Source organism: Streptomyces sp. A0592 (genome assembly GCF_004795115.1).
Lineage (GTDB): Bacteria > Actinomycetota > Actinomycetes > Streptomycetales > Streptomycetaceae > Streptomyces > Streptomyces erythrochromogenes.
The window spans coordinates 31293-53765 of the sequence record NZ_SSBM01000029.1; the positions used below are offsets into that span (position 1 = coordinate 31293).

Genomic DNA, 22473 nt, shown 5'->3' on the forward strand with positions numbered 1-22473 from the left:
CGGAGCACATGATCAGACGAAGGCCGTTCCCACGTCCGGCAAACTCCCGGACGAGCGATCCAGTTCGGGGCATCGTTCGAGGTCAGACCATAAAGAACAAGCTTGAGACTGCCCTCACGGCCGGTCGAGTCTGCCCTCGGGTACCTGGCGTCCGCGGGGTCGCCCGGCGTAAGCAGGACAAGGACGTACGCGAGACGTATGCAGGACACAGGCATCACGTACGGCTCCGATTCTCCGACGAAGGAAGCGCCAGTGCAGAACCACGCGAAGGCCAGGTCGAACGCCACCGAGGATGCCCGGTCGACGGTCCGCAGGCCGGTCACCACGCCACCCGCACAGGCCTCCGGGCTCCTCGGGCTGCAGGCGACGGTGGGAAACGCGGTGGTCGTCCAGCGTCTGAAGCAGCAGCACCGGCACGGTGCGGGGTGCGGCCACGAGGCGGAGGGGGCGCCGGTCCAGCGCTCGGCCGTCCACGACGTGGTGCGGGCCGGCGGCAGGTCGCTGGACGGCAGCACGCGCGCGGACATGGAGAGCGGCACAGCCGACGTCGGCGGCTGGATCCTTCTCGGCGCAGCCGTCCCCTTGGTACTCGCGCTCGCGTATCCGGGCAGGGGCGCGACGAGTCAGCCGTAGCCGCGCCCGGCCCCAGGCCCCACGGCGTTCGTTACGGATTCTCCCTGGCGCCAGCACTCAGGAGGACCGCAGCAGCAGAGCGGCGTCCAGCCAACCGCTCGACACGCCACCATGCCAGAACCCAGACCCCGTCAGCCGCAGATCCCCTTCCCGCTGGGACTCAAAGCCATGTGGGCGTCCGGCGGTGCCAGTCAGCACCAGGCGGAGCCGTCGTGGCTGGCTGTCAGCTCGATGCTGTACTCGCTCGGCTTCGCCTGCGGCTCGCCCGGGATGTTGTAGGTGTCGGGAAAGTGGAGCGAGAGGTGGATGGTGAGGTGGCCCTTCTGGCGGGTGAAGCAGTGCGGACCACCGGTGGATGCACTCGGGTCGGGCTGCCAGCCGTTCTGGGTCGCGGTGGTCCGATAGTGGGCGATGAGGTCGGCTCGGCTTCCGGGGTGGTCGTAGGTCCGGCCGGCGTACGCGAAGCCGTCATCCTCGTCGCATCCGTTGTAGGGATCACTGACCTGGCTGGACCCGGGAAACTGTGCGGCATCCAGGATCGGATCCTCGTTCAGATCGCCCGAGAGGGATGCGTCGCGCGCCGAGCAGCCGATCAGGGCACCCCCCGCCATCCACACCCCCGCGCAGCAGGCCGCAGGCATCGCCAAGACGAGGACCAAGGCAGCTCGCTTGAGTATTCGCATAGCCACGAAGCCTAATCAGTCCATGATGGTTCCCGACCCGGACTCCGCGCTGCTGGATATGCCAGACGCTTTGCCAGCCAAGGCGCGGATCAGGTCATTCTCGGCTTCGGTCCGCCAGACCAGGGCGAAGTACAGGGCGGGCATGCTTGGTCACCACTCCGAATTGGTGGAGTTCATCCCCCCGCGGACCGCGCCGCAGCCTGTCTGCTCGCGGCCGGCTCCTGCCCGAACCTGGACAACCCGCCAGCGCCAGCACTCGCGACCGCTGGAACACCGCCGTCGCGGCACCAGAAAAGAAGTGCCCCCGCAGCCGGGCACCGACCCACCGTCGCGGTGCGCATTGCCCAGCCATCGCAGCCGCCCGTCGGCGTCGACCACCAGGTACAGACCGGCCGGCACCTCGTCCCGCTTCGCGAGCGGATACCCGAGCTCGCCACCCGCATCCTGACCCGCCCGCACATCCCCCCTGCTCACCCCCCACCCAGACCCAGGCCGTCCTGCCCGCTCACCACCCGCTGTGGGGCAAAGAGCCACCGCAGCACATCGCCCGAGCCGACGAACGCTGCGCCCGGGGCAACTTCCGCTCCTTCGCCCAGATCACCGCCCACGTCATCGACGCCGTCCTGACCAACCCCTCGTGCCCTCCGGCAGCGCCCTGATCGAGGCGGCATGCCGCCGACTCGGGGGCATCTGAGCAGTCCGTCGGAACTGATGGGCGTCTGCTCAAACCACGCCGGGAACGCCGCCGTTGGCGGTGTTTGGGGGCTTGGGGGCTGGGGGTCTGGCCGTCTCAGGGCGCACGCCGAACATCCCGTTGTGTCAATCCGTGGAACCTCCGCGCAGCCGACGTCATCTTTTGCCAGCATGGTGGTCCGCCCCCCTCCACCCCCTTCTTTTTTCGATTTCGAAGGAACCAGCCTTGAAGAAGGTCATTGCCGTACCGCTCGCTGTGCTCGGTGCTCTGGCACTGTCCGCGTGCGGGCCCGTGGAGGACAGCACCCAGCCGGCCTCCGACGTGTCGCCCACGCTGGCGCCTTCCACGCAGCCTCCGTCGCCGGCTGCCCAGACCGTGGACCTGTCCTGCGCCACGGACGACCCGTCCGTTAAGAAGGTCCCCCTGGCGGCGGATTACCGGGTCCTCAAGCCGGGTGACACCACCACTGGAGGGAAGAAGTTCGACATCACCGTGAAGGAGGTGACGGACCCTTTCACGATCGGCAACGAATTCATCCGCAAGGATGTGGAGGCTGCTGGGAAGCGCGCCATTGGACTCGTCCTGTCGGTGACCAACAAGACGGGAGAGCCGCAGAAGCTGGACGAGGCCATCTTCTCCATGGCTGTCGATGACGACCTGAACTGCTCCAGGGCTACGTCCATGGGGATGATGATGGGCGGGGACGATCCCAAGGCCAACGTCTACTCGGCCGAGCCGCTGGGGAAGAACCTGGGCACGGGCAAGACCACGGATCTGCACCTGGTGTACGAGACGGGCAAGGACATAAAGAAGCTGACCCTGTACTTCGTGACCGGCTCGGAGACGGGCCACCAGGTCTCCGCCAGCGTCGCCCTCTAAGGGAGGGCTGCGCTGCCTTGGGTCCGGAGCAGCCGTCGTCGGGTTCCTCCATTACGCCCGCTGCGGTTTGCCGGTACACAACGCGGAAAGTCTGGCCTTGACGGCGGCATGGGATCGTGCACCCGATCCGCGCATGTCCTACAAGGCGCAGCCCACTACGTGTAACCCATGCCAGTGACGCAGGCCAGAACTACCGCGCCCAATCGACGCCGAGCTCGGCGAGCGCGGCGGGGTGCGCGGTGCGGAGCCGGTCGCGGCGAGCCTTCTGGTTCCCGACCCAGATGCCCGGTGAGGACAGTCCGGGAGCTCCTCGACCGCGCCGTGCCCCGGCATCCCGCCCTCCCGCGCGACGTACTGCTGGAGGGCCTGCACCTCCTTCCGGAAGGCCTTTCCGCCCGCAGCCCGGACGTCGCAGCCGTCTTCGGCGCCACCCTGCGGGCCCGTGGGGCCTTCTTTACGCCGAGTTGGGCGAGCCGGCGTTGCTGCTCGTCGTTCAGCCGGTCCCAGTTCCGCCGCTGCGCGGCGAGCCACCGCCCCACGTCCTCCCCGCGCAGGGTCACCCCGGGTACGACCGCGGCCGGCCGGGCACCCTCGGCGAGGAGTTGCATCCTGGTAGGCGTAGTGCCGCTGCCAGTCCACCGTCCACCCCAGCGCGGTCGGGTTCCAGTCCGGATCGACCGCGGCCAGCGCCGCGGCTCGCCGCTGCGCGCGTGCGGGGTCCTTCCCGAGCCCGCCGGGGCGGCGCACGTTCGTGAGCCACTGCCCGACCTGGACGTCCATGATCGCCGCGCCCCGCGGCCAAGCTGCCCAGCAAGATCAGCACTCATGTCCACCGCGAGGGTCGCCGATCCCCGGCTTCATGCTCACGCAGAGAGTCGTCCACACCTCGGGCCGGACGCGGCCCGCCACACGCGAGCAGGCACTCGACGCCCTCCGCCGGCCCCAGGTCGAAACCCGCTCGATCTGCCCACTCCCACCGGCCCCCATTCCTCCCAGCAGGACCCCGCGCTCAGAGCTGACCGGCTTCCCCGGCCCGCCCGAACCCGGCTTGCCCACGGCACCCACAGGCTTGCCCGGACCGGAGCGCCCACGGCTTGCCCGTGAAGTGGCCAGGCCTGCCCGGTCTGCAAGACACCGGGGCCGGGCGGGCGCGCGGGATGGTCAGCCCTGGGTCCGGGGCGCGGAGGCGGCGTCGTCCCGAGGTCCCCCGGAGCCTGGGGACGGGGTGCCGTCCGTCCAGGCGTAGACCTGCTTGCCGCGCACCGCGACCTGGTACTGGTGTGCGCCCCGACACTCGGCCCGCACACCCTCCCGCAGGTTGTCCGGCCACCACTTGGCATGCAGAGCCGGGGCGCCCATCGGCTTCGGCGTGCCCTTGTCGCACTGGGGGGCATCCAGCGGGGTCGCGCCGAGGGTGAAGCGGATCATCTTGGCCTCGCCGCTCGTGGGTATCCGTACACGGACGTCGGTGGCGTCCTTGGGTATCCAGGACGGCAGGGCGAACGGTGCCTGCTCGCGTGTGGGGGCGTCGGCGGCGCTCGCGAAGCGCTTGCCCGCCTCCTTGTACACCGTGCTGTCAATCTTGTCGGTCACGAGGTTGGGCGGCAGATTGGGCAGCGCGAAAGCGGCGGTGGCAAGGACTCCCACGGCGGCTGCTGCGACGACGAGCGGGCGGCGGTTCATGCTTTCCAGTCTCTGCGGCCGGGCCCGCACCGCGCGTCCGCCTCAGGGCGAACCGGGACTGCGCCACAGGTCGCATACGGACTCATACCTGGGAGGGTGTCCGATCCGGTCGCGGTGACGCGCAGTGACCGACAGCGCCCGGCGGAGCTCACCGGTGGTGATCCGTCCGCCCCGGCTCCGAGGAACTCCATGCGCCGTCGCCGCCTACGCGAAACCGGTGCGACCTGGGCGTCCACCGGCAGAAGGGCGGGCCCGACGTGGACGGCAACACCGACTGGATGCACCCGGCCGCGGCTGCCCGCGCGGCATAACGCTCAGCGACCGAGCCTTCCGCTCGCACTCCGCAACCGGGTCTGTCAATCGAACGGTATAAAGAGGGTGGTCGGGGTTACCGACGGGCCCAGCTGCTGGAGCCCGCCCTCGCCGGTCAGCTGCAGACCATGGGCATGGGCGCGGGAGACCAGCTCGTCGATCAGCCGGTCATCCACCGCTTTCGACAGGGTCGGTTCAGCCGGCTCGACAGCCTGGGTCACGCTCTCACTGGTCATCGGTGCATCCTCCATGATCGGGAGTTACACCGAACGATTTACCGTCCCCCTTTCGGCGCCCTGCGGGCCCGAACCGATCTGCCGTTCGGCGCGGTCCTGCTGGTCGCGTCTGCCGAGAGCGTGGTCCCCGTAATCATCAAATGGTGGAGGAGACGCTGCCGACTGCGGGCCGGCCTTCGAGGGGGCCGTGGCTCCTGCCCGAGAGCCCCATCAGCCGAGCCAACCCCCGGGGTGGACGGGGCTCGGCAGCGGCGTTGCGGCGGCATGACGATCGGCCTGCAGAGCCGCTCACGCCTGGTGTGGCCGAATCTGGAGGAGGGGGCGGCCACCGGTGAGGGAGGCCGTGTGACGCTCAGGCCGCCGGCCGAGCCGATGCTTGGCCGCCGCCGCCAACCCCCCGCCGCGCGACAGGTCGGGAACCCATGCCGAGAGCCTGCGCGAGGACCCACCCGTAGCTGGACCAGGCGGCCATCGCTGTGCACTTGATCACGGTCGTGTAGCCGCAGGCGCTCGGCCTGAACGGTCAGGCAGGCTTCTTGAACTGTGTTTCGCCGTGCTGTCCTCGATTCCGATCAGCCCCGCTGCGCGCACCGGCTGAACGCAGCGGGCTGTAGCCGGACAATGCCCTGGTCAGGTGAAGGACTCGGGGCCGAAGCGCCCCCACACCACGAAGGCGGCCAGGACGAGGTAGACCAGGTCCACCACCATGAATGTGGTCTCGTGACGCCGTATGCGGGTGATCGCCGCGCCGGTCATCATCAGCACCAGGCCGAGGGCCGCCAGCGGGACCAGAACCGGCGCGGTGCCGAGCACGGCGGGCAGGACCAGGCCCACCGCGGCCAGCACCTCGAGGGCTCCGATGGTTTTGATGGCGCCGGCGCTGAAGTCCTCGGCCCAGCGGGCGCTGGGGCCGCTGGCGGCGATCTTCTCCTTCGGCGTGATCACCTTGAAGGCACCGCCGAGCAGGTAGGCGGCGGCAAGCAGTCCGGTGACGATCCACAGGACGAGGTTCATGGGATGTGTCCTTGCATGGTGTCGGCTCGGGGGCCGGGGCCGGAACGGTCGCGCGGCGGGCGGATGGTCAGCCGTGCTGGCCGGGCTGGTAGTCGCCCGCGGGCTGCTGGATCATGACGTTTCCGCGGTTGAAGGCGTTGATGATGGCGATCTGGGCCACCAGGTCGGCGAGCTGGTCGTCGTCGTAGTACTTGGCGGCGTTCGCCCAGACCGCGTCCGGGACCCCGCCGGCCGCGTCGGCGATGCGGGTGCCCTCCTCGGTCAGCTCCAGGGCGGCGCGTTCGGCATCGGTGAACACCGTGGCCTCGCGCCAGGCCACGACCAGGTTGAGCCGTACCGCGCTCTCCCCGGCGTGCGCGGCGTCCTTGGTGTGCATGTCGATGCATCCGGCGCAGCCGTTGATCTGGCTGGCGCGGAGCATCATCAATTCGCGGGTGGAGGCCGGGACGGTCGAGTCCGCGAGCGCCCTGCTCGCGGCGATGATGTGCTTCATGGCCTTGGCGGCGACGGGGCTGGTCATGAAGTTCAGTCGAGCGTTCATCGTGCACTCCTTGTTCCTGCTGTTCGCTGTCGCCCTCTAAGACAGGGCATCCCGGGAGCCTGTGACAGGGGCCGATGTGACGTGCGTCTCCCCGCAGGGCCTGCGATGGCCCGCCGACGGCCGGCCGGAACCCCTCGGATATCCTCTGGGCATTCTGTGGATCTTGGAATGGGCAGGCGGGGCGGCACGCTCGGACTGAGCATTGCCGTAAGCGAGTTGGGGGAGGGGTCCCATGTCGGGAGCAACGGATGTGACGGACGGGGCTGCCTACCGGCCGCTGATGTTCTCCATCGCCTACGGGATGACCGGGTCGGTGGGCGACGCCGAGGACCTCGTCCAGGACGCCTTCCTCGGCCTGACCCGGGCGCACCAGGCGGGTACCGCGATCTCCGCACCAAAGGCGTACCTGACCACAGCCGTGACGCGGTTGGGGATCAACCACCTGACCTCGGCACGGGTGCGGAGGGAGACCTACGTGGGGAACTGGCTGCCCGAACCGGTCGTCGTGACCAACGACCGGCCGGGACCGGTCGAACACGCCGAGCTGGCCGACTCGCTGTCCATGGCCTTCCTCGTCCTGCTGGAGGCCCTCTCCCCGGTGGAGCGTGCAGTGTTCATGCTGCGCGAGGTCTTCGGGTACGACTACCCGGACGTGGCGAGGACCACCGGGAAGTCCGAGGCGAACTGCCGCCAGATCTTCGCCCGTGCCAAGAAGCGCATCACCGCGGCTGGGCCGGACGCGGACAGCGCGCCGCCCCCCGCCAAGCGGGCCGAGGGCGACGAGCTCGCCCGTAAATTCTTCGAGGCGGCCGAGGGCGGCGACCTGGACGCGCTGCTCGGCATGCTCGCGCCCGATGTCGTGTACTACGGGGACGGCGGTGGCAAGGCGCGTGCGACCAGGAATCCGGTGGCCGAGCCGCAGCGCGTCGGGCAGCTGCTTGTCGGGGGGTTCCGCCGGATCCGGAGCCTCGGTGCCGATCTCCGTCCGGCCTGGGTCAACAGCCGCCCCGGCGCCGTGACGTACGACCCTGAGGGCCGGGTGGTCAACGTGGTCGAACTCGACATCGTGGACGGTGTGATTCGGGCGATCCACTCCGTGTCCAACCCCGACAAGCTCGGCCACCTCGGACCGGTGTCCGACATGGCACGGCTGTCGGAGGAATAGCCCACCTGGCCCGCGGCACCGCCTATCCGCATCTTGCGGCTCGATCTGGCGCTACTGCTTCTGACCGACATCGCCTGCCCATGCTTTACCCAAGGAAGGGTATTGCGTGTCGAACCTCTCCTTGACCGCGAGTGGTTCGAAGTAGAAGTAGTTGGGGGATAGGAGTCCGGAGGGGCATTTCGGGTTCGATTTGCCTGTCCAGGTGCCCTTGCGAACTTCCCCCTTTGCGATAACGCAAAGGAAGATACTGTATGAATCGCAATACTCTACGCATTGCGGCTGTTTCTGCCACGGCCGCGATAGCCAGCGGAGCCGGCTCCGGCCTGGCCCGGGCATCTGAGACCCGTCAGTCGACGAGCGCAACCCAGCCGGTGGAGAAACTGAGCGCTTCCGACGCGCGCGGGCTGTTGGCCGACACGGCCCTCGTCTCCGAGCTCTCGGCCACAGAAGCCCAGTACCTGCAGGCTGTCGGAGCCGGGCCGGACAACAGCACCCACGCGCCCGCCGGGGAGCAGGCATGGCCACTGGCCGTGGCAGCCCTCGCGGCCCGCTTCGGTCCTGCGATCGTCCGTGATGCCATCGCTGCCGCGAAGAGAAGAATGGTTCCGGCGCTCTCAAGGCGTACCTCAAGACGACGAAGCTCGCCCGTGACCCCAGCGAGATGCAGGCCTTCATCAACACGATTATGCAATTCTTCGGAACGCCGCCGATGGCTGCTCCCGGAAACCGCATCTGATCTGCAGGAGGTGACTGCAGTCATGACAGAGGAACGCGACCGCTTCGCCCTCCCTCAGCAGACCCGTTGCAGGATATGGGCTGTCGCAGCTGCCGTGTTCCTGATCGTGGGTGTGATATCGCCTCAGGTCACCCTGTTGATGCTGGCCGCCACCATCCTGAGCCCGCTCGGGCTCTATATGTGTGCCGAACTCATCGGCTCGCCCATGAGCCTCACCGATCAGCTGAAGTTCTCCTGGCTGCGCGCACGTGATTCGGTCTGCGCGGCATTCAGGCAGCCCGGCGAGGCCATGGCACTGGCCTGCGTCGCATTGGCCTGGCTGTTTCTGGCAGTGCGGGCCATCGCCTGACCCGAGGGGGCGGAACGCGCTGCGCGCGTTCCGCCCCCTCAACTTCTCCAAGGCTCCGGGGGATCAGTTTTCCGGGAACCGCGACAATGGGCGCGGTGCTGCTCCGCGAATGCCTCCGGATGCTCGATGCATCCCTTGCGTTCCTCGGTGCGCACCGCGCCCAGCGCGACGTCCAGGAACTCCCCCCGCCGGCCAGTGCCCCTCGCCCGTCGCGGCGGCGGCTCACCCGAACCCTTCCGCCACCGCCAGGACGTGCCTCGCGTACAGGGCGACGCCGGGACCGGCTCCTTCACCGGGGCAGGGGAGGTTGGCTGCTGGAGGCGGCGCGCCCGCGTCCGGTGGTGGCGGTGGTGTCGGCGATGCGCAGCAGGTGGTTGGCGGCGTCGCGGACCCCGGCGAACCAGCCGTCCTCGAACCGCGGCTCGGACCCCTGCGGGGGCTGCTCTCGGAGATCCAGGTGTGGGCGCCGTCCACCGCCCCGCCCTGCAGCCCGGCCGCGGGCGGAGCATGAGGACGGCCCCCAGGAGGGAGACGGCGGCCGAGAGGAGCTTGCGCCGCCACCCGGTCGTCTCGCCCAGCAGGACGATGCCGATCAGTCGGGTGGACGAAGGCAAAGCCGACAGCCACCACCTGCATCCACGAGATACGGCCTGGGGGTGAGGGTCTCCGATCAGGTTCCTGGCGGCGAGGATCTGCCGCAGCGGTGGCCGGCTCGCGGGCGGCAGAGCGCGATGGCGCGCTTGACCCTTGATTCCCGTGGAGAGTTGGCTACCGACCACACGCGGGCGGGGCCGGGGCTCTTGGCGTGTCGCTGCGGACGGTGTGGAACTGGGTAGCGGTGGCCCGGCGAAGCGGATACTGGGCCCGGTCCACGCCGAGTCCGGCAAGTGCCGGAAGTTCGGGAGGGTCGACTTCGTGATGGTCCCGACCCGGACGCCGGCTTCCACGATGGGGGTCGGTTTGCCCTGTATCTCGTTGGGGGAGGTTTGCGTCGCCCCGGGTGATTGACTCGGGCCTACGGGAAGGTTGTGGGGATGCCGCAGCAGGGTGTCGTGAAGTGGTTCAACGGCGAGAAGGGGTTCGGCTTCATCGCTGTGGATGGTGGGGGGCCGGATGTGTTCGTGCACTACTCGGCGATCCAGGGCGCCGGGTTCAAGGAGTTGCAGGAGAACCAGAGGGTGGAGTTCGAGGTGACCCAGGGCACCAGGGGGCCCCAGGCTGATCAGGTACGGGTTATCTGAATTTTCGTCAGGGTTGCGGCTCAGAGCCCGACCCGCACCGTGCCCGCCGTCGAGCCCCGTCCCGTAGCCGCCCGGAGCGGCTGCGCGGACGACGGATCCGGCCAGGCCCGGCTGCGGAGTCTTCCGCCGCCGCGGCTGACCACGACGCACGCTGGGCAAGCCCAAAGGGGACCTGGGCAAGCCCGCGCACGGGCTTGCTCACCACCGGAGCGGGCTGGGCGATGCCATCGGTCACGACAGCCCGACTCCCTGGCGAGCCTGCCGACCGGTGACCAGTCACCGGTCGGGCGGGAGTTGCACGGGCCGGTAACGGGGCTGACGTGCCGTTTTGATCTGCGTCGCCAACTCCGGGCTGGGCTCCCAGTCTGCGCGGCATGGCTCCCGCTGGGGGACCTGTGCCGCGGGCCCGGCGCGTGGTGGAGAAGCCTCCGCTGGTCTGGGGAAGCCGGGTAGCCTCCGGCCGGACAACACGGTTCCGGGCCTGTCCACGCTGGTCGGAGTGGGTGACAGCGCCGGAAGCAAAAGACACGGTATCCGGGCCGCAACAGCCGACCGGTCTTCCTGGGTCGGGGTCAGCTGGTGGTGTAGGAGAGGTAGAGGCCGGTGCCCTGTGCGGCGAGAGCGACGGGGGGAGGCGATGCCGGTGGTGTCGGGGATTGGTTCGAAGGACGACCACTGTGCTGAGGCGCCGGTGCCGGTGCGGGAGGCGATGAGGACGGGTCGGCGTTGGCTGGAGTGGACCCGGCTGGGCGCTACGCAGTACAGACGGCCGCCCATGCTCACCAGGGCGGACCCGGTGTTGAAGGTTCCGCTGTAGGAGCCGGGGATCTTGGCGGGGGAGCTCCAGGTCCAGTCGTGCCCGGAGCACTCGCTGCTGTAGACGTAGCCGTCGGACGCGGTCCGGGCCAGGACCATCTTGCCGTGGATGTAGGCCACCGCCGGCGTCCAGTGGCTCCCGGCGTGGGGGCGGAGGCCCGCCAGGTGCATGTCGCTTGATGCAGATGTAGATCTTGTTGTTGTCGAAGCCGCGGAAGGCACACCTCATTTCGGTGTTCGCGGTGGAGAGGGCCGGCGCGTCCTGGGTCAGGCCCGGGAGTACGTCGGCGTGTTCCCATCCGATGCCGTCGGTGGTGGAGGTGGCGTACAGCTTGTTGATCTGTTTGATCTGGCCGGTCTCGTGCGGATAGAGCACGAGCTGAGCTGGGCGCCGGCGGTGAGCGCGTCGGGAACATCCCCGCGGGTGCGGGGAGCAGAGTGACTGACCTGGGGTTCTATCTGTGGGAGCGGAAGATTTGACCGACTTCCTTTGGACCAGGCATTTGGTGTTTCTGGCCCATGCGTCCCGAATCGTCGTCGCTTAGCAGCCTTGCTCCAGCTTCGGCTGGTGGTCGATGTAGCGGATGCCCGGTGGGGCGGTGGATGAGTGTGACGCCTCCGCGATCGGTGGGATCCCACTTGTGGTCGTATGTGTCGAAGGGCCGATACCGGCGATCAGCCCGCCGGTGGCGACGGACAGGGCCACCGCCAGCGGATGGATCCGGACGGCGCGTCCGAGTATGAACGGTTGCAGGATGTGCCCCTCGATCTGTTGGACGAGGAGCACCACCAGCAGGGTCATCAAGGCCGTGAAGACGCCCTGGGTGACGAGCGCGACGATCACGGCGAGCGCGCCGGAGGCGATGGCGCCGATCAGCGGCACGAAGGAGGCCAGGAAGATCACCACGGCGATGGGGACGGCGAGGGGGACGCCGAGGAAGTAGATCCCGACGCCGATGAACACCGCGTCGATCAGGGCGACGATCAGCGTCCCGCGGATGTAGGCGGTGAGCGTCCGCCACGCCGGCGGTCCTGCCCCCGCGACCTGGGGCCGTACGGCGACCGGCAGCAGCCATCCTTCCGGAGCGCGCTCCCTCGCTGGGGCCGGGCGCGAACGCGCCGCCCGCTCCCGCTCGGCCGCCTCCTCGGCATCGTGGCGGGCCAGTGCCAGCGCCCGCCGCTCACCGACCGCGGCCGCGGCGCCCTTCGCGCAGACGAACGTGTCACGGATCACGGATCCAGGACATCCTCGGACCTCCCTCCGCCCCGCTTGACCTTCTGCCCCCCCTTCGCCCGGGTACCGCCGAAAGGGGAATGGCGGTAATGGCAATGGCGGTACGGGAGGGCCCCACGGGCCTTCGGTGCGCTTACCGCGGACGCCCGGGGTAGGTGCCGGGGAGCCGGAGCGGGAAACCCCCCGAGGGCTGGAGGCGTGATGAAGGCAGTGACGTGGCAGGGGCGGCGCGACATAAGGGTGGAGACCGTCCCCGATCCGGGCATCACCGATCCCACTGATGCGGTCGTCAAGGTGACCACCACCGGGCTGTGCGGTTCCGACCTGCACCTCTACGAGGTGCTGGGTCCGTTCCTGGACGCCGGCGACATCCTCGGCCACGAGCCGATGGGAGTCGTCGCCGAAGTCGGCCCCGACGTCGAACACCTCACCGTGGGCGACCGGGTCGTGGTCCCGTTCAACGTCTCGTGCGGGACCTGCTTCATGTGCGAGCGGGGGCTGCACTCGCAGTGCGAGACCACCCAGGTCCGCGAGCACGGAACCGGCGCCAGTCTCTTCGGCTACACCAAGCTCTACGGCCAGGTCCCCGGAGGGCAGGCCGAGTACCTGCGCGTCCCCTTCGCCGACACCCTCCCGATCCGCGTTCCCGACGGGCCGCCCGATGAACGCTTCGTGTACCTGTCGGACGTCCTTCCGACCGCCTGGCAGGCCGTCGTCTACGCGGACATCCCGCCCGGCGGCAGCGTCGCCGTTCTGGGTCTCGGGCCCATCGGGGACATGTGCACCCGCATCGCCGCCCATCAAGGGGCCGGCAAGGTGATCGGTATCGACCTGGTGCCCGATCGCCTCGCCCGCGCCGCCGGTCACGGCGTACAGGTCTACGACCTGTCCCAGTACGGAGATCAGCTCGTCGACGCGGTCCGTGACGCGACCGGCGGCCGCGGCCCCGACGCCGTGATCGACGCCGTCGGCATGGAGGCCCACGGCAGTCTCGGCGTCCAGGCCGCACAGACCGCGACCGGACTGCTCCCGGACGCCCTGGCCTCCGCACTGATGAAGAAGGCCGGCGTGGACCGTCTGGGCGCCCTGAAACCGGCCATCGAGCTCGTTCGCCGCGGCGGCACGATCTCCCTCTCCGGCGTCTACGGCGGAGCCGCCGACCCGCTCCCGCTGCTCACGATGTTCGACAAGCAGATCCAGCTGCGCATGGGACAGGCCAACGTCCACCGGTGGGTCGACGCGCTCCTGCCCCTGCTGACGGACGGCGACCCCCTCGGTACCGAGGGCTTCGCCACCCATCACCTGCCCCTGGACGATGCCCCGCAGGCGTACGAGGACTTCCAGAAGAAGCGGGACCACATGGTGAAGGTGCTCTTCCATCCCTGGGGCCGGTCATGACATGAGGCGTGCGGCGGCTTGTAGCGGGTAGGTGCCGGGCGCCCCGGCCGACCTGTCGGCAGGCCGGCCCCCGGCCTTCGAGCAGAGGGAGGCAGAGATGTCCGCACGTGTTCCCGACCCAGAGCCGCGCAACGCGCCCCGGCCCTTCGGCGGTGTACCCCCGGGCGAGACCCCGCCCGGCGAGTCGAGCACCGGCTCCGGCGCCGGCCCGTACCGACCCCTCACCCGCGGCTGGGCCATGGGCCCCCTCGTGTTGATCTGCCTGGTGGCTCTGGCCTGCGCCCTCTTCTTCCTCGCCTACGCCGTCGTGCTGGACCTGTGAGCGACGAGCCGAGCCGATGGGCCGGTCCCCGCCCATCGGCAGGGAAGGACGGTCGATCATGAACGCCAAGAAGCAGGACCCGCGCCCGAAGCTCCTTCCCGATGAGGGAGCGGCCGTGGACGAGCACGGTCGCCCGCCGGGAGTCCCGTCCCGGACCGGTCCCGGGAGCGGCCCGCCCGCCGACTCCGCCCGCGTGGAACGTGCCGACAGGGACAGGCCGCGCAAGAACGCTGTTCGTCGGCGATGACCGGCAGGCTCTTGCGTTCACATAGGCTGGCGGAGCTTTCACACGTGAACGAAGGACGCATATGGCTCGCCCGTACCACCCCGGACCGAAGCAGTTCGTCTTCGCCGTCGGCGACGGCAACGACCAACAGGTCTCCGTGGGCGACCCTCAGGAAGCCTACGTGGCGTTCTCGGCGTTCTTCCGCGATCGGGATTCCGACACCTACACCATCAAGGACGAACCTTCGGGGCAGAGCCTGGTGCTCATGCCCGGGCAAGGTGTGATCTCCCGGATCCAGCACGCGGACCGGCCCCGGTCGGAGTACCTCCAGGTCGACAGGGGCAACCGCTACCTTCCGAGCGCCATGCTGTTCTTCGAGAACGGATATGCCGGCCTCGACCGCTTCGGCCAGTGGTTCTCCGACCTCTCCGACCTCGACGCGTCACCGGAGACTCGTGGTGCCGCCCGCGCCGCCACCATCACGACGGAAACAGCGGCGATCGAAGAAGTCGCCCGGATCTGGGCGGATTCGGGCATCGTCGACCCGAGCGACCAGTACTACGTCTTCTTCGACTCGCACGGTGTCGACGATGACCGGGCCGAACGAGCCGAACTCCTCACGTTGATCGAGTTCCTCGGCCTCGAACGGGTCGACGCTCCGGCCGACGCCGCCGGGGGAGAAGTCTGGGTGCGCACCGACCCCCGCCTCGACGTCGAATTCGCACGGTGGTCGTGAACGGATGGCGCGGGGTCGGGCCGAGAAGGCTGAATCCATGAGAGACATCGTTTTCACGCGCAGCAGCGGGTGGATCCCGAACGTGGTCCGCGAGGACGGCGAGCTGAGGCTCATGCTCGGTGCCGGAGCCGACGCCAACCACGATCCCCGCACGTTCACGTTCCCGATCGGCGAAGCCCATCTCGCGGTGATCCGGGAGGACCTCGCCCGGCACCTGCTGCTGTGGAGCGCGGTCCTTCCGCTGTGCGATGCCGCCGGAACCCGGGGCCCGCTCGACGAGAACGCGGCCGTCGCCCTCCTGGACCCGATCCTCCTCGCCGCGCCCGCGGACGTCGACGCGCTCTTCCGCCGCATCCGGTGGGACAGAAGCCGGCTCATCGCCCACGGGGCCGACATCGGCCTGCTGGAGCGCGGTCACGTGTGCGCGGCGATGCGCGCGGCGACGGAAACGTCGAACATGAGACGAGCTCAGGAGCACCACGCGGACCGCCGGCGCGCCGAGCGCGGAACGGTACTCGGTCCACTCGACGCCGCGATTCTGAGGTACACGGGCCAGTACGTGCACGGCGCGACGGTTCCGAAACGGATACCCGACGCCGTCGACCCCGCACTGCTGCCGCAGGTCATGCAGGTGATCACCACCGCGGAACAGGCGTGCGCCGGGATGCGGATCGGCCGCGATCCGCGGCGGGGGCGCCGCGCCACGGACAGGCGCGACTGGGATCGGATGAAGACCACGGTCGAGGCAGCCGTACGCCGTGCACACCCCGGTCTCGTCGATGACGCGGTGCGCACCGTGAGCTTCCTGCTGTGCTCGGAGGCCGCGGCCCGCTCCCGGAACACCCCCATGGAGGATGACGAGGAGGCGGCCGGTTACCGCGCCGACTCCGGCGGGAGTGCGAGGAAGACGGCTCTGTCGTTCACCGACGACAAGGACGTCGAGAAGAAGTGGCTGCGGGACGGTCCCCGCAGTGCGACCGCGGAGTTCTGGGAGTTCGTCGGCGAGCGGTCTGCCGGGGACAACGAAGTGTTCACCATCGAGGACGAGGAGATGGGGGAAGGGATCCAGCTCCACTTCTACGCGGACTCCGTAGCCCGGATCACGACGCTCCGCGCGGGAAAAGGCGGGGCGGATCCGGAGTACCGGGTCGAGTACAGCCTGGTCGACGGGATGGGCGGGTACCGGAGCCTGGTGAGCGCCTTCGTCCGCGGCGGCTGCGCCGCACTGGAACAGCACGGTCCATGGATGTCGGACGTTGCCGAGTTCGAGCGCGCGCGACGGCGGCGCGCCGCCCGGTAGCCCCAACGGGAGCCCGCCCACGCGCCGTCGGCCGGGGGCACGCGGACGCCTCCGCCTGCGCGCCCCAGGCCGGTCTCAGCGCCAGGAGGGATGCCCCTCGGCGCCGGCGCCGGTGGTGAGCGTACGCTCGCCGGTCTTGTCCACACGTACCGCCCAGACCACGGGCTTCTCGTACGGGCCGCGGACGAAGGCCACCCAGGTGCCGTCGGCGGACCAGGCGGGGTCCATCTCGTGGGCGTCGGTGGCGACCAGTTCACGGTCGTCGCTGCCGTCGGAGTCCACGAGGCGGATGTCGCCCTGAGTGCCCTTGCCATGGGTCCCGGCCGTGTAGGCGAAGGTGGCGCCGTCGGGCGACCACACCGGGTCGAGTGCCGGATGGGGCAGCCGGGTCACCTGCTGCGGGGCGCGGTTCGGGTCGGCGGGGTCGACCACGTGGATCTGCCAGTTCTCGGGTTCGGTCTGCAGGCAGACCGCGATGCTCTTGCCGTCCGGTGACCACGCGGGATCCTCGACCTGGCCCCGGCCCGACGTGAGCTGGCGGGCCGACCCGTCGGCGACGCCGACCACGAAGAGCTGCTGTACGCCGTCCTTGTTGCGCAGCACGGCGAGCCGGCTGCCGTCCGGCGACCAGGACACCCGGCCGCCGGCGACGGCGGTGATCCGCCGCGCGTTCGAACCGTCGGCGTTGGCGACCCACACGGCCGTGCCGTCGGAGCCGGTGCGGGTGAACGCGAAGGTCCTGCGGTCGGGGGACCACTGGGGCAGGGTGTCGCACACGCCTGCGCCCCCGGCGATGAGCTGCACGGGCTTCTCCGCGGCGGCGTCCCGGCGGGCGATGACGCTGTGGCACGTCGCGGGCCAGCCCGGGGCGGTGTCCTGCCGGATCAGTACGGGATCGGCCGGGAACGGGGCAGGGGTGGGGGCGGATCCGGTGGGTGTGGTGGCGGGGGGCTTGGCGTTGTCACGGGCCGAGTCCTTCCAGGGCTGCCACACGAACAGGCCACCGGCTGCGAGCGACGCCACGAGCAACGCGGCCAGCGCGGCGGCGCGGCGGCGCCGGGGCGTCCCCGATTCCGCTTGCGGCACCTGCGCGGGGGTGGGGCTGGGGGTGGGAGCCGGGGTGGGGGAGAGCCGCGCGGCGGGGCCGGTCACGGTGCGCGACTGCTCCGGACGGTGCTCCGCGGCGACGGGCGGGGCGGCGTCGGGTCCGGGGAGGTCCGGTGCGGTGTCCGGCCGGCTGTCCGGCGTGGTGGGAGGCACCGCCGGTTCCTGGGGCGGGAGAAGCTGCGTCGCCGCCTCCGGCAGCCAGGAGGCGCCGTCGGGGTGGCGGACGGTCAGCGTGTCGAGGAAGGCGGCCGGGGTGGGTCTTGCGGCCGGGTCCTTGGACAGGCAGGCGGCGATGGCTTCGCGGAGTTCACCGGGCACCGCGGTCAGGTCCGGCTCCTCGTAGACGACCTTGTAGTGCCTGGCCGCGGACGGGCCGTCGCCGAAGGGGGCGCCGCCGGCCGCCTGGGTGAGCACCACCCCCAGGGCGAACATGTCGACCGCAGGGGTGATCGCCCCACCGCCGGTGAGCTGCTCGGGTGCCAGGAATCCCGGCGTGCCGACCTGCAGGCCGGTCTGGGTCAGGGACGTTCCGTCCAGAGCGCGCGCGATGCCGAAATCGATGACGCGCGGTCCGTCCTCCGCGACGATGATGTTGGCGGGTTTGAGATCGCGGTGGATGACGCCCACCCGGTGGATCGCCTCCAGCGCCTCGGCCAGGCCGGCGGCCAGGACGGTGAGCGTGTCCGGGGGCAGCGATCCGACGCGCGCGAGTACTGCCTGCAGGGTGGGACCGGGTACGAAGGCGGTCACCAGCCAGGCCGGATCGCCGTCCAGGTCGGCATCGACCACCGGCGCGGTGTGGAAGCCGCCGACGCGCCGCGCGGCCGCGACCTCGTCGGCGAACCTTCGCTTGAACCCGGGCTCCGTGCTCAGCTCGGGACGTACGACCTTGACGGCGACCGCACGGCCGGACTGGGAGCGGCCGAGGTAGACCACTCCCATGCCCCCCTGGCCGAGCCGTCCCACCAGCCGGTACCGGCCGTCGCCGAGCGAGGTGGGATCCCCCGTTTCGAGCGGCTTCATTCGTCCCCCGTTTCACACCTTGCGCAATGAACAGCCTCTCCTTACCCGTCGTGCCGACCAGCAGTCAAGCGAGGCCCACGCGAGGTCCGACGAGGCCGCTCTCCGCACCCCGCCCTCAAGCGAGGGCCTCTGCCGCGGGTACGACGCGTGCCGCCATGTTGACCTCCATCATGCTCAGGGCGGCGCCGGCCAGGTCCGGGCGGATGTGGGCGACGGCGTCGCGGGCGATGGTGACCCCCAGGTGCCTGATGTGGGCGTCGAGCGCCGAGTACAGCACGCACTGCTCCGTCACCTGCCCGCACAGGACGAGGTGGCTGACGCCGAGGGCTCCCAGCAGGTACGCGAGGGGTGTTTCGTAGAAGGCGGAGTGGCGTGCCTTGACGATGAAGTAGGAATCCTCGTCCGGCCGTACGGCTTCGACCAGATCGGCGTGGGGGCCGGCGAGGGCGGCTTCCAGGATCTCCCCGTGGTGGGAACGCCATTTCCCGAAGTTGTCGTTGGCGTAGATGACCGGCAGTCCTCGCCGGCGTGCTTCCTCCAGCAGGCCGACCACGGCGGGCAGGGCCTGTTCGACGGAGGGGACCAGTGCTTCCGCGTCCTGATGATCGTACGTGTTCAGCATGTCGATGATGACAAGCGCGGTCTTCGCCATGCTCCCCAAGCTTCCAGACGGGCCTGGTGACGAGCCGGTGACACGAGCGGCCCCGCCCGTTCTCCACCCGGATCCGCGCCGAGGCGGCACCCGACAGCCGGCACCGCACCCCCGGTCCCCGGGGCCCGGCGCTCTCCTCGGCTTCCGTTCCGATATCCGCGTGCATGGAACGGCCTGTCGGGGAAGGCGTGTCCGAGACCCGTATACCCGAGAAGGGACGGACACCATGGCACGACCGAGGATCGTGGTCGTCGGCGCGGGCTTCGCCGGCGTCGCCTGCGTACGCCGCCTGGAGCGGACGCTGTCACCCGGGGAGGCGGAGATCCTGCTGGTCACTCCGTTCTCCTACCAGCTCTACCTGCCCCTGCTCCCGCAGGTGGCCTCCGGCGTGCTCACCCCCCAGTCCGTGGCGGTGTCGCTGCGCCGCAGCCGCCGCCACCGGACCCGGATCGTGCCCGGCGGGGCCGTGGGCGTCGACACCCGCGCCAAGGTCTGCATCATCCGGAAGATCACCGGCGAACTGGTGGACCAGCCGTACGACCACCTGGTGCTCGCGCCGGGGAGCGTGACCCGGACCTTCGACATCCCGGGCCTGGCGGAGCACGGCCGCGGCATGAAGACGCTGGCCGAGGCCGCCCACCTGCGCGACCATGTGATCGCCCAGCTCGACCTGGCCGACGCCGCCGCACCCGGCTCGGCGGAACGGGCCTCACGGCTCGGCTTCGTCGTGGTCGGTGGTGGCTACGCGGGCACCGAGACGGCCGCCTCCCTGGAGCGGCTCACCACGAACGCCGTCGGCCGCTACCCGCGGCTGGACCGGCGCGAGATCGGCTGGCACCTCGTGGACGTGGCCCCGAAACTGATGCCCGAGCTCGGCGACCGGCTGGGCGGGGCAGCCCTCGACGTGCTGCGCCGCCGCGGAATCGAGGTCTCGCTGGGCGTCTCCGTCGCCAAGGCGGGCCCCGAGGACGTCACCCTCACCGGCGGGCGCGTGCTGCCCTGCCGCACCCTCATCTGGACCGCCGGCGTCGCCGCGAGCCCCCTCGTCGCCACACTGGGCGCCGAGACCGCCAAGAGCGGCCGGCTCGTCGTCTCCCCGGACCTCCGGGTGCCCGGCGCGGACGGCACGTTCGCACTCGGCGACGCCGCCGCCGTGCCCGACCTCGCCGGCGGCGGGGACGGTGCGGTGTGCCCGCCCACCGCACAGCACGCCATGCGCCAGGGCAAGGTCGCCGCCGACAACGTCGTCGCCACGCTGCGCGGCACACCCCTGCGTCCGTACGCCCACAAGGACCTCGGACTGGTCGTCGACCTCGGCGGCCGCGACGGCGTCTCCCGGCCGCTCGGCATCGACCTGCGCGGAATGCCCGCCCAGGCCGTGGCCCGCGGCTACCACTGGGCGGCCCTGCGCACCGGCGCCGCGAAGACCCGGGTATTGACGAACTGGCTCCTGAACGCCGTGGCCGGCGACGACTTCGTCCGGACCGGCTTCCAGACCTACAAACCGGGAACGCTCAGGGACTTCGAGTACACGGACTACTACCTCACCCCGGAGGAGGTACGGGCCCATACGACTGCGACGCCCGAGGCGGCCGACTGACAGGTGCAGCCGGCGAGCAGCAGCTCCGCCGAGGGCGTTCGGGCGTGGTGCCCGAACGCCCTCGGCGTGTGGTTGTGAGGAGACCGGCGGCGCGTAGGGCCGCAGTGCCGGGCCGGAGCGGTCAGCGCCCCGCTGCCATGCCGAACCGCAGCCGGGAAGCCTCGATCTCGGCCCACACGGCCTTGCCGGTCCCGTACGTGTGGGTGCCCCAGCGATCGGACAGGCGCTCCACGATGTACAGGCCTCGGCCACCCGGGATGCCGCGTCGTGGCGCCGGGTGGCGGACGGGCGGGGTTGTCGTGCCGTCGTGGACCTCGATGTGCAGGGTTGACTCATCAGCGGCCAGGACGAGTTCGCGGCAGCCGTGCGCATGCAGTGACGCGTTGGTCAGCAGCTCGGACACGAGGAGGAGGGTGTCCTCGGAGGTCTCGGTCTTGTCCCAGCCCCAGTCCCGAAGTGCCTGGCGGGTGAAGTCGCGGCCCTTGGCAACGGCGCCCGGGACGCCCACGAGGGCGAGCCGACGGCGTTGACTCCCCGAGGGAAGGCCAACACTCATCGGACCGCTCGTTTCCGGTTCCTTCGTATCCACTGTGGTCCCACCCCCGCGTTCACACATGGCCGCTGCTCCGGGCACCCGGCCCGGCCCACGGGCGCCGCCGGCGTCAGGGGCCGGCCGGGTGCCCGTGGGCGGGGCGGGCGGCCTCGGCACGATCGTGACAGTGTAAGGGGCCTCCCGCCTCGGGGACTTGCCTTGTGAGGCGGCAGCGTGAAACAGCCGGCGGTGGCGCGGAGCTCGGCCGGAGCGCGGAAGTGGTGGATCGACCTCGGGCAACGGCACCGCGTTTCCCGGTACGGACGTCATCGGTCGCCCCTACCCGGCGAGCATGCCCGCCCGCAGCCGGGCGAGAGTTCGGGACAGGAGGCGGGAGACCTGCATCTGCGAGATGCCCAGTTCGGCGCCGATCTCGGCCTGGGTCTTCTCCTGGCCGAAGCGCATGCGCAGGATCAGCCGGTCGCGCTCGTCGAGCTGTCGCAGCAGCGGGGCGAGGGTGTGGAAGTCCTCGAACAAGTCCATGGCGGGGTCGACCTCGCCGACGAGTTCCGCCAGCGGCCGGGCGGCCCGCCCAGTCGAGGACGGTGCGTCACTGTCCGCGGCGGTGGTGTCGAGGGAGCCGCTCGTGTAGCCGTTCGCAGCGATGAGTCCGTCGATGACCTGCTCCTCGGTCAGTTCGAGGTGCTGGGCGACCTCCTTGACCGTCGGCGCCCGGCCCAGGACGTCGGTCAGGGCCTCCTGGGCCTTGGCGAGCTCGCTGCGGAGTTCCTGGAGGCGTCGGGGCACGTGCACGGCCCAGGTGGTGTCGCGGAAGTGGCGCTTTATCTCACCGATGATGTAGGGGAGGGCGAGCGTGGAGAACTCGACCTCGCGGTCGAGGTCGTAGCGGTCGATGGCCTTGATCAGGCCGATCGTGCCCACCTGGATGATGTCGTCCATGTCCAGGCCGCCGCCGAGCACGCGGGCCCGGAAGCGGCGTGCGGCGAACTGCACCAGTGAGAGGTTCATCTCGATCAGGGTGTTGCGCGTGTACTGGTACTCGCGCGTTCCCTCCTCCAGCGTGCACAGTCTGCGGAAGAAGACACGCGAGAGCTCGCGCGCGTCGCCCGGCGCCATCTCACGGGCGTTCTCCACGCGAACCGGTTCGTGGTCCTCCACCGGAGTACCCCGGGTCTCTGCGACGTGTGCTTCTTCTGCCCGAACGGGGCCCATCATGGTGGTCGAGCGAGACATGACGACCGCTCCCTCCCGGTTGGCTGACGGCTGTTCGCCCCTTCTGCCCAGGCTTTGCGGTTCTACGCACTCGCCGATCGGGGAGTCGCGCACGGCAAGTCCCGCGG

The 22473-nt window shown here is 70.2% G+C and carries 19 protein-coding genes and 1 pseudogene; 10 read left to right on the forward strand and 10 right to left on the reverse strand.

The genetic code is table 11. The annotated features are described in order from the left end of the window. Window positions 1-252 precede the first annotated feature (252 nt). Window positions 253-633: a hypothetical protein gene (locus E6U81_RS30245; RefSeq protein WP_136233208.1), complete on the forward strand. Its 381-nt coding sequence runs from the start codon at window positions 253-255 to the stop codon at window positions 631-633. Window positions 634-824: 191 nt separating this feature from the next. Here E6U81_RS30245 and E6U81_RS30250 read toward each other — a convergent pair whose 3' ends face one another. Then, window positions 825-1244, reverse strand: a complete 420-nt coding sequence (locus E6U81_RS30250) for a hypothetical protein (RefSeq protein ID WP_136233209.1) — start codon at window positions 1242-1244, stop codon at window positions 825-827. Between the two features lie 991 nt (window positions 1245-2235). On the opposite strand from E6U81_RS30250, the gene E6U81_RS30255 reads away from it, so the two are divergent. After that, window positions 2236-2889 carry a hypothetical protein gene (locus E6U81_RS30255; protein ID WP_136233210.1) on the forward strand — a complete coding sequence of 218 codons (654 nt, stop codon included), beginning with the start codon at window positions 2236-2238 and terminating at the stop codon, window positions 2887-2889. A gap of 1161 nt (window positions 2890-4050) precedes the next feature. On the opposite strand, the gene E6U81_RS30265 is transcribed toward E6U81_RS30255, so the two are convergent. The 4 genes from E6U81_RS30265 to E6U81_RS30280 form a co-directional block, all read right to left on the reverse strand. Further along, window positions 4051-4572, reverse strand: a complete 522-nt coding sequence (locus tag E6U81_RS30265) for a hypothetical protein (RefSeq protein WP_136233211.1) — start codon at window positions 4570-4572, stop codon at window positions 4051-4053. Window positions 4573-4928: 356 nt separating this feature from the next. After that, a complete protein-coding gene (locus tag E6U81_RS30270; RefSeq protein WP_136233212.1) occupies window positions 4929-5120 on the reverse strand; it encodes a hypothetical protein in 192 nt (63 codons plus the stop codon). Window positions 5121-5750: 630 nt separating this feature from the next. Beyond that, window positions 5751-6134 carry a DoxX family protein gene (locus tag E6U81_RS30275; RefSeq protein WP_136233213.1) on the reverse strand — a complete coding sequence of 128 codons (384 nt, stop codon included), beginning with the start codon at window positions 6132-6134 and terminating at the stop codon, window positions 5751-5753. Window positions 6135-6201: 67 nt separating this feature from the next. After that, window positions 6202-6675 (reverse strand): carboxymuconolactone decarboxylase family protein, encoded by a 474-nt coding sequence (locus E6U81_RS30280; protein ID WP_136233214.1) that lies wholly within the window; start codon window positions 6673-6675, stop codon window positions 6202-6204. Window positions 6676-6907: 232 nt separating this feature from the next. Here E6U81_RS30280 and sigJ point away from each other — a divergent pair, with 232 nt between their 5' ends. The 3 genes from sigJ to E6U81_RS30295 all read left to right on the forward strand — a co-directional run bounded on the left by sigJ (window position 6908) and on the right by E6U81_RS30295 (window position 10166). Beyond that, on the forward strand, window positions 6908-7840 hold the full coding sequence (sigJ, locus tag E6U81_RS30285; RefSeq protein ID WP_136233215.1) for an RNA polymerase sigma factor SigJ: 933 nt from the start codon (window positions 6908-6910) through the stop codon (window positions 7838-7840). A gap of 758 nt (window positions 7841-8598) precedes the next feature. Further along, the gene (locus tag E6U81_RS30290) at window positions 8599-8925 is read left to right on the forward strand and encodes a hypothetical protein (protein WP_136233216.1); all 327 of its coding nucleotides are present in this window, start codon (window positions 8599-8601) and stop codon (window positions 8923-8925) included. 1034 nt (window positions 8926-9959) lie between these two features. Further along, window positions 9960-10166 carry a cold-shock protein gene (locus tag E6U81_RS30295; RefSeq protein ID WP_136233217.1) on the forward strand — a complete coding sequence of 69 codons (207 nt, stop codon included), beginning with the start codon at window positions 9960-9962 and terminating at the stop codon, window positions 10164-10166. 1477 nt (window positions 10167-11643) lie between these two features. On the opposite strand, the pseudogene E6U81_RS30300 reads toward E6U81_RS30295, so the two are convergent. Further along, window positions 11644-12054 (reverse strand): annotated as a pseudogene (locus E6U81_RS30300) (AI-2E family transporter); the annotation flags it as partial. Between the two features lie 363 nt (window positions 12055-12417). Here E6U81_RS30300 and E6U81_RS30305 point away from each other — a divergent pair. The 4 genes from E6U81_RS30305 to E6U81_RS30320 all read left to right on the forward strand — a co-directional run bounded on the left by E6U81_RS30305 (window position 12418) and on the right by E6U81_RS30320 (window position 16198). Beyond that, window positions 12418-13614 (forward strand): zinc-dependent alcohol dehydrogenase, encoded by a 1197-nt coding sequence (locus tag E6U81_RS30305; RefSeq protein ID WP_136233218.1) that lies wholly within the window; start codon window positions 12418-12420, stop codon window positions 13612-13614. A gap of 97 nt (window positions 13615-13711) precedes the next feature. Beyond that, window positions 13712-13936, forward strand: a complete 225-nt coding sequence (locus E6U81_RS30310) for a DUF6480 family protein (RefSeq protein ID WP_136233219.1) — start codon at window positions 13712-13714, stop codon at window positions 13934-13936. Window positions 13937-14244: 308 nt separating this feature from the next. Continuing rightward, the gene (locus E6U81_RS30315; protein WP_136233220.1) at window positions 14245-14898 is read left to right on the forward strand and encodes a DUF6357 family protein; all 654 of its coding nucleotides are present in this window, start codon (window positions 14245-14247) and stop codon (window positions 14896-14898) included. 37 nt (window positions 14899-14935) lie between these two features. After that, the gene (locus E6U81_RS30320; protein WP_136233221.1) at window positions 14936-16198 is read left to right on the forward strand and encodes a DUF6357 family protein; all 1263 of its coding nucleotides are present in this window, start codon (window positions 14936-14938) and stop codon (window positions 16196-16198) included. Between the two features lie 75 nt (window positions 16199-16273). On the opposite strand, the gene E6U81_RS41785 is transcribed toward E6U81_RS30320, so the two are convergent. After that, window positions 16274-18328, reverse strand: coding sequence for a protein kinase (locus E6U81_RS41785; RefSeq protein ID WP_136233222.1), 2055 nt, complete (start codon window positions 18326-18328; stop codon window positions 16274-16276). Window positions 18329-18443: 115 nt separating this feature from the next. Beyond that, window positions 18444-18980: an isochorismatase family cysteine hydrolase gene (locus E6U81_RS30330; protein WP_136233223.1), complete on the reverse strand. Its 537-nt coding sequence runs from the start codon at window positions 18978-18980 to the stop codon at window positions 18444-18446. 226 nt (window positions 18981-19206) lie between these two features. Here E6U81_RS30330 and E6U81_RS30335 point away from each other — a divergent pair, with 226 nt between their 5' ends. After that, the gene (locus E6U81_RS30335; protein WP_136233224.1) at window positions 19207-20580 is read left to right on the forward strand and encodes an NAD(P)/FAD-dependent oxidoreductase; all 1374 of its coding nucleotides are present in this window, start codon (window positions 19207-19209) and stop codon (window positions 20578-20580) included. Between the two features lie 121 nt (window positions 20581-20701). Here the strand turns inward: E6U81_RS30335 and E6U81_RS30340 are convergent, their stop codons facing one another. Together E6U81_RS30340 and E6U81_RS30345 are read right to left on the reverse strand one after the other, a co-directional pair. Then, entirely contained in the window at window positions 20702-21136 is a 435-nt protein-coding gene (locus E6U81_RS30340) for an ATP-binding protein (RefSeq protein ID WP_240804101.1), read from the reverse strand. A 315-nt stretch (window positions 21137-21451) separates the two neighbouring features. Next, a complete protein-coding gene (locus E6U81_RS30345) occupies window positions 21452-22249 on the reverse strand; it encodes a SigB/SigF/SigG family RNA polymerase sigma factor (protein ID WP_240804106.1) in 798 nt (265 codons plus the stop codon). Between the last annotated feature and the right edge of the window lie 224 nt (window positions 22250-22473).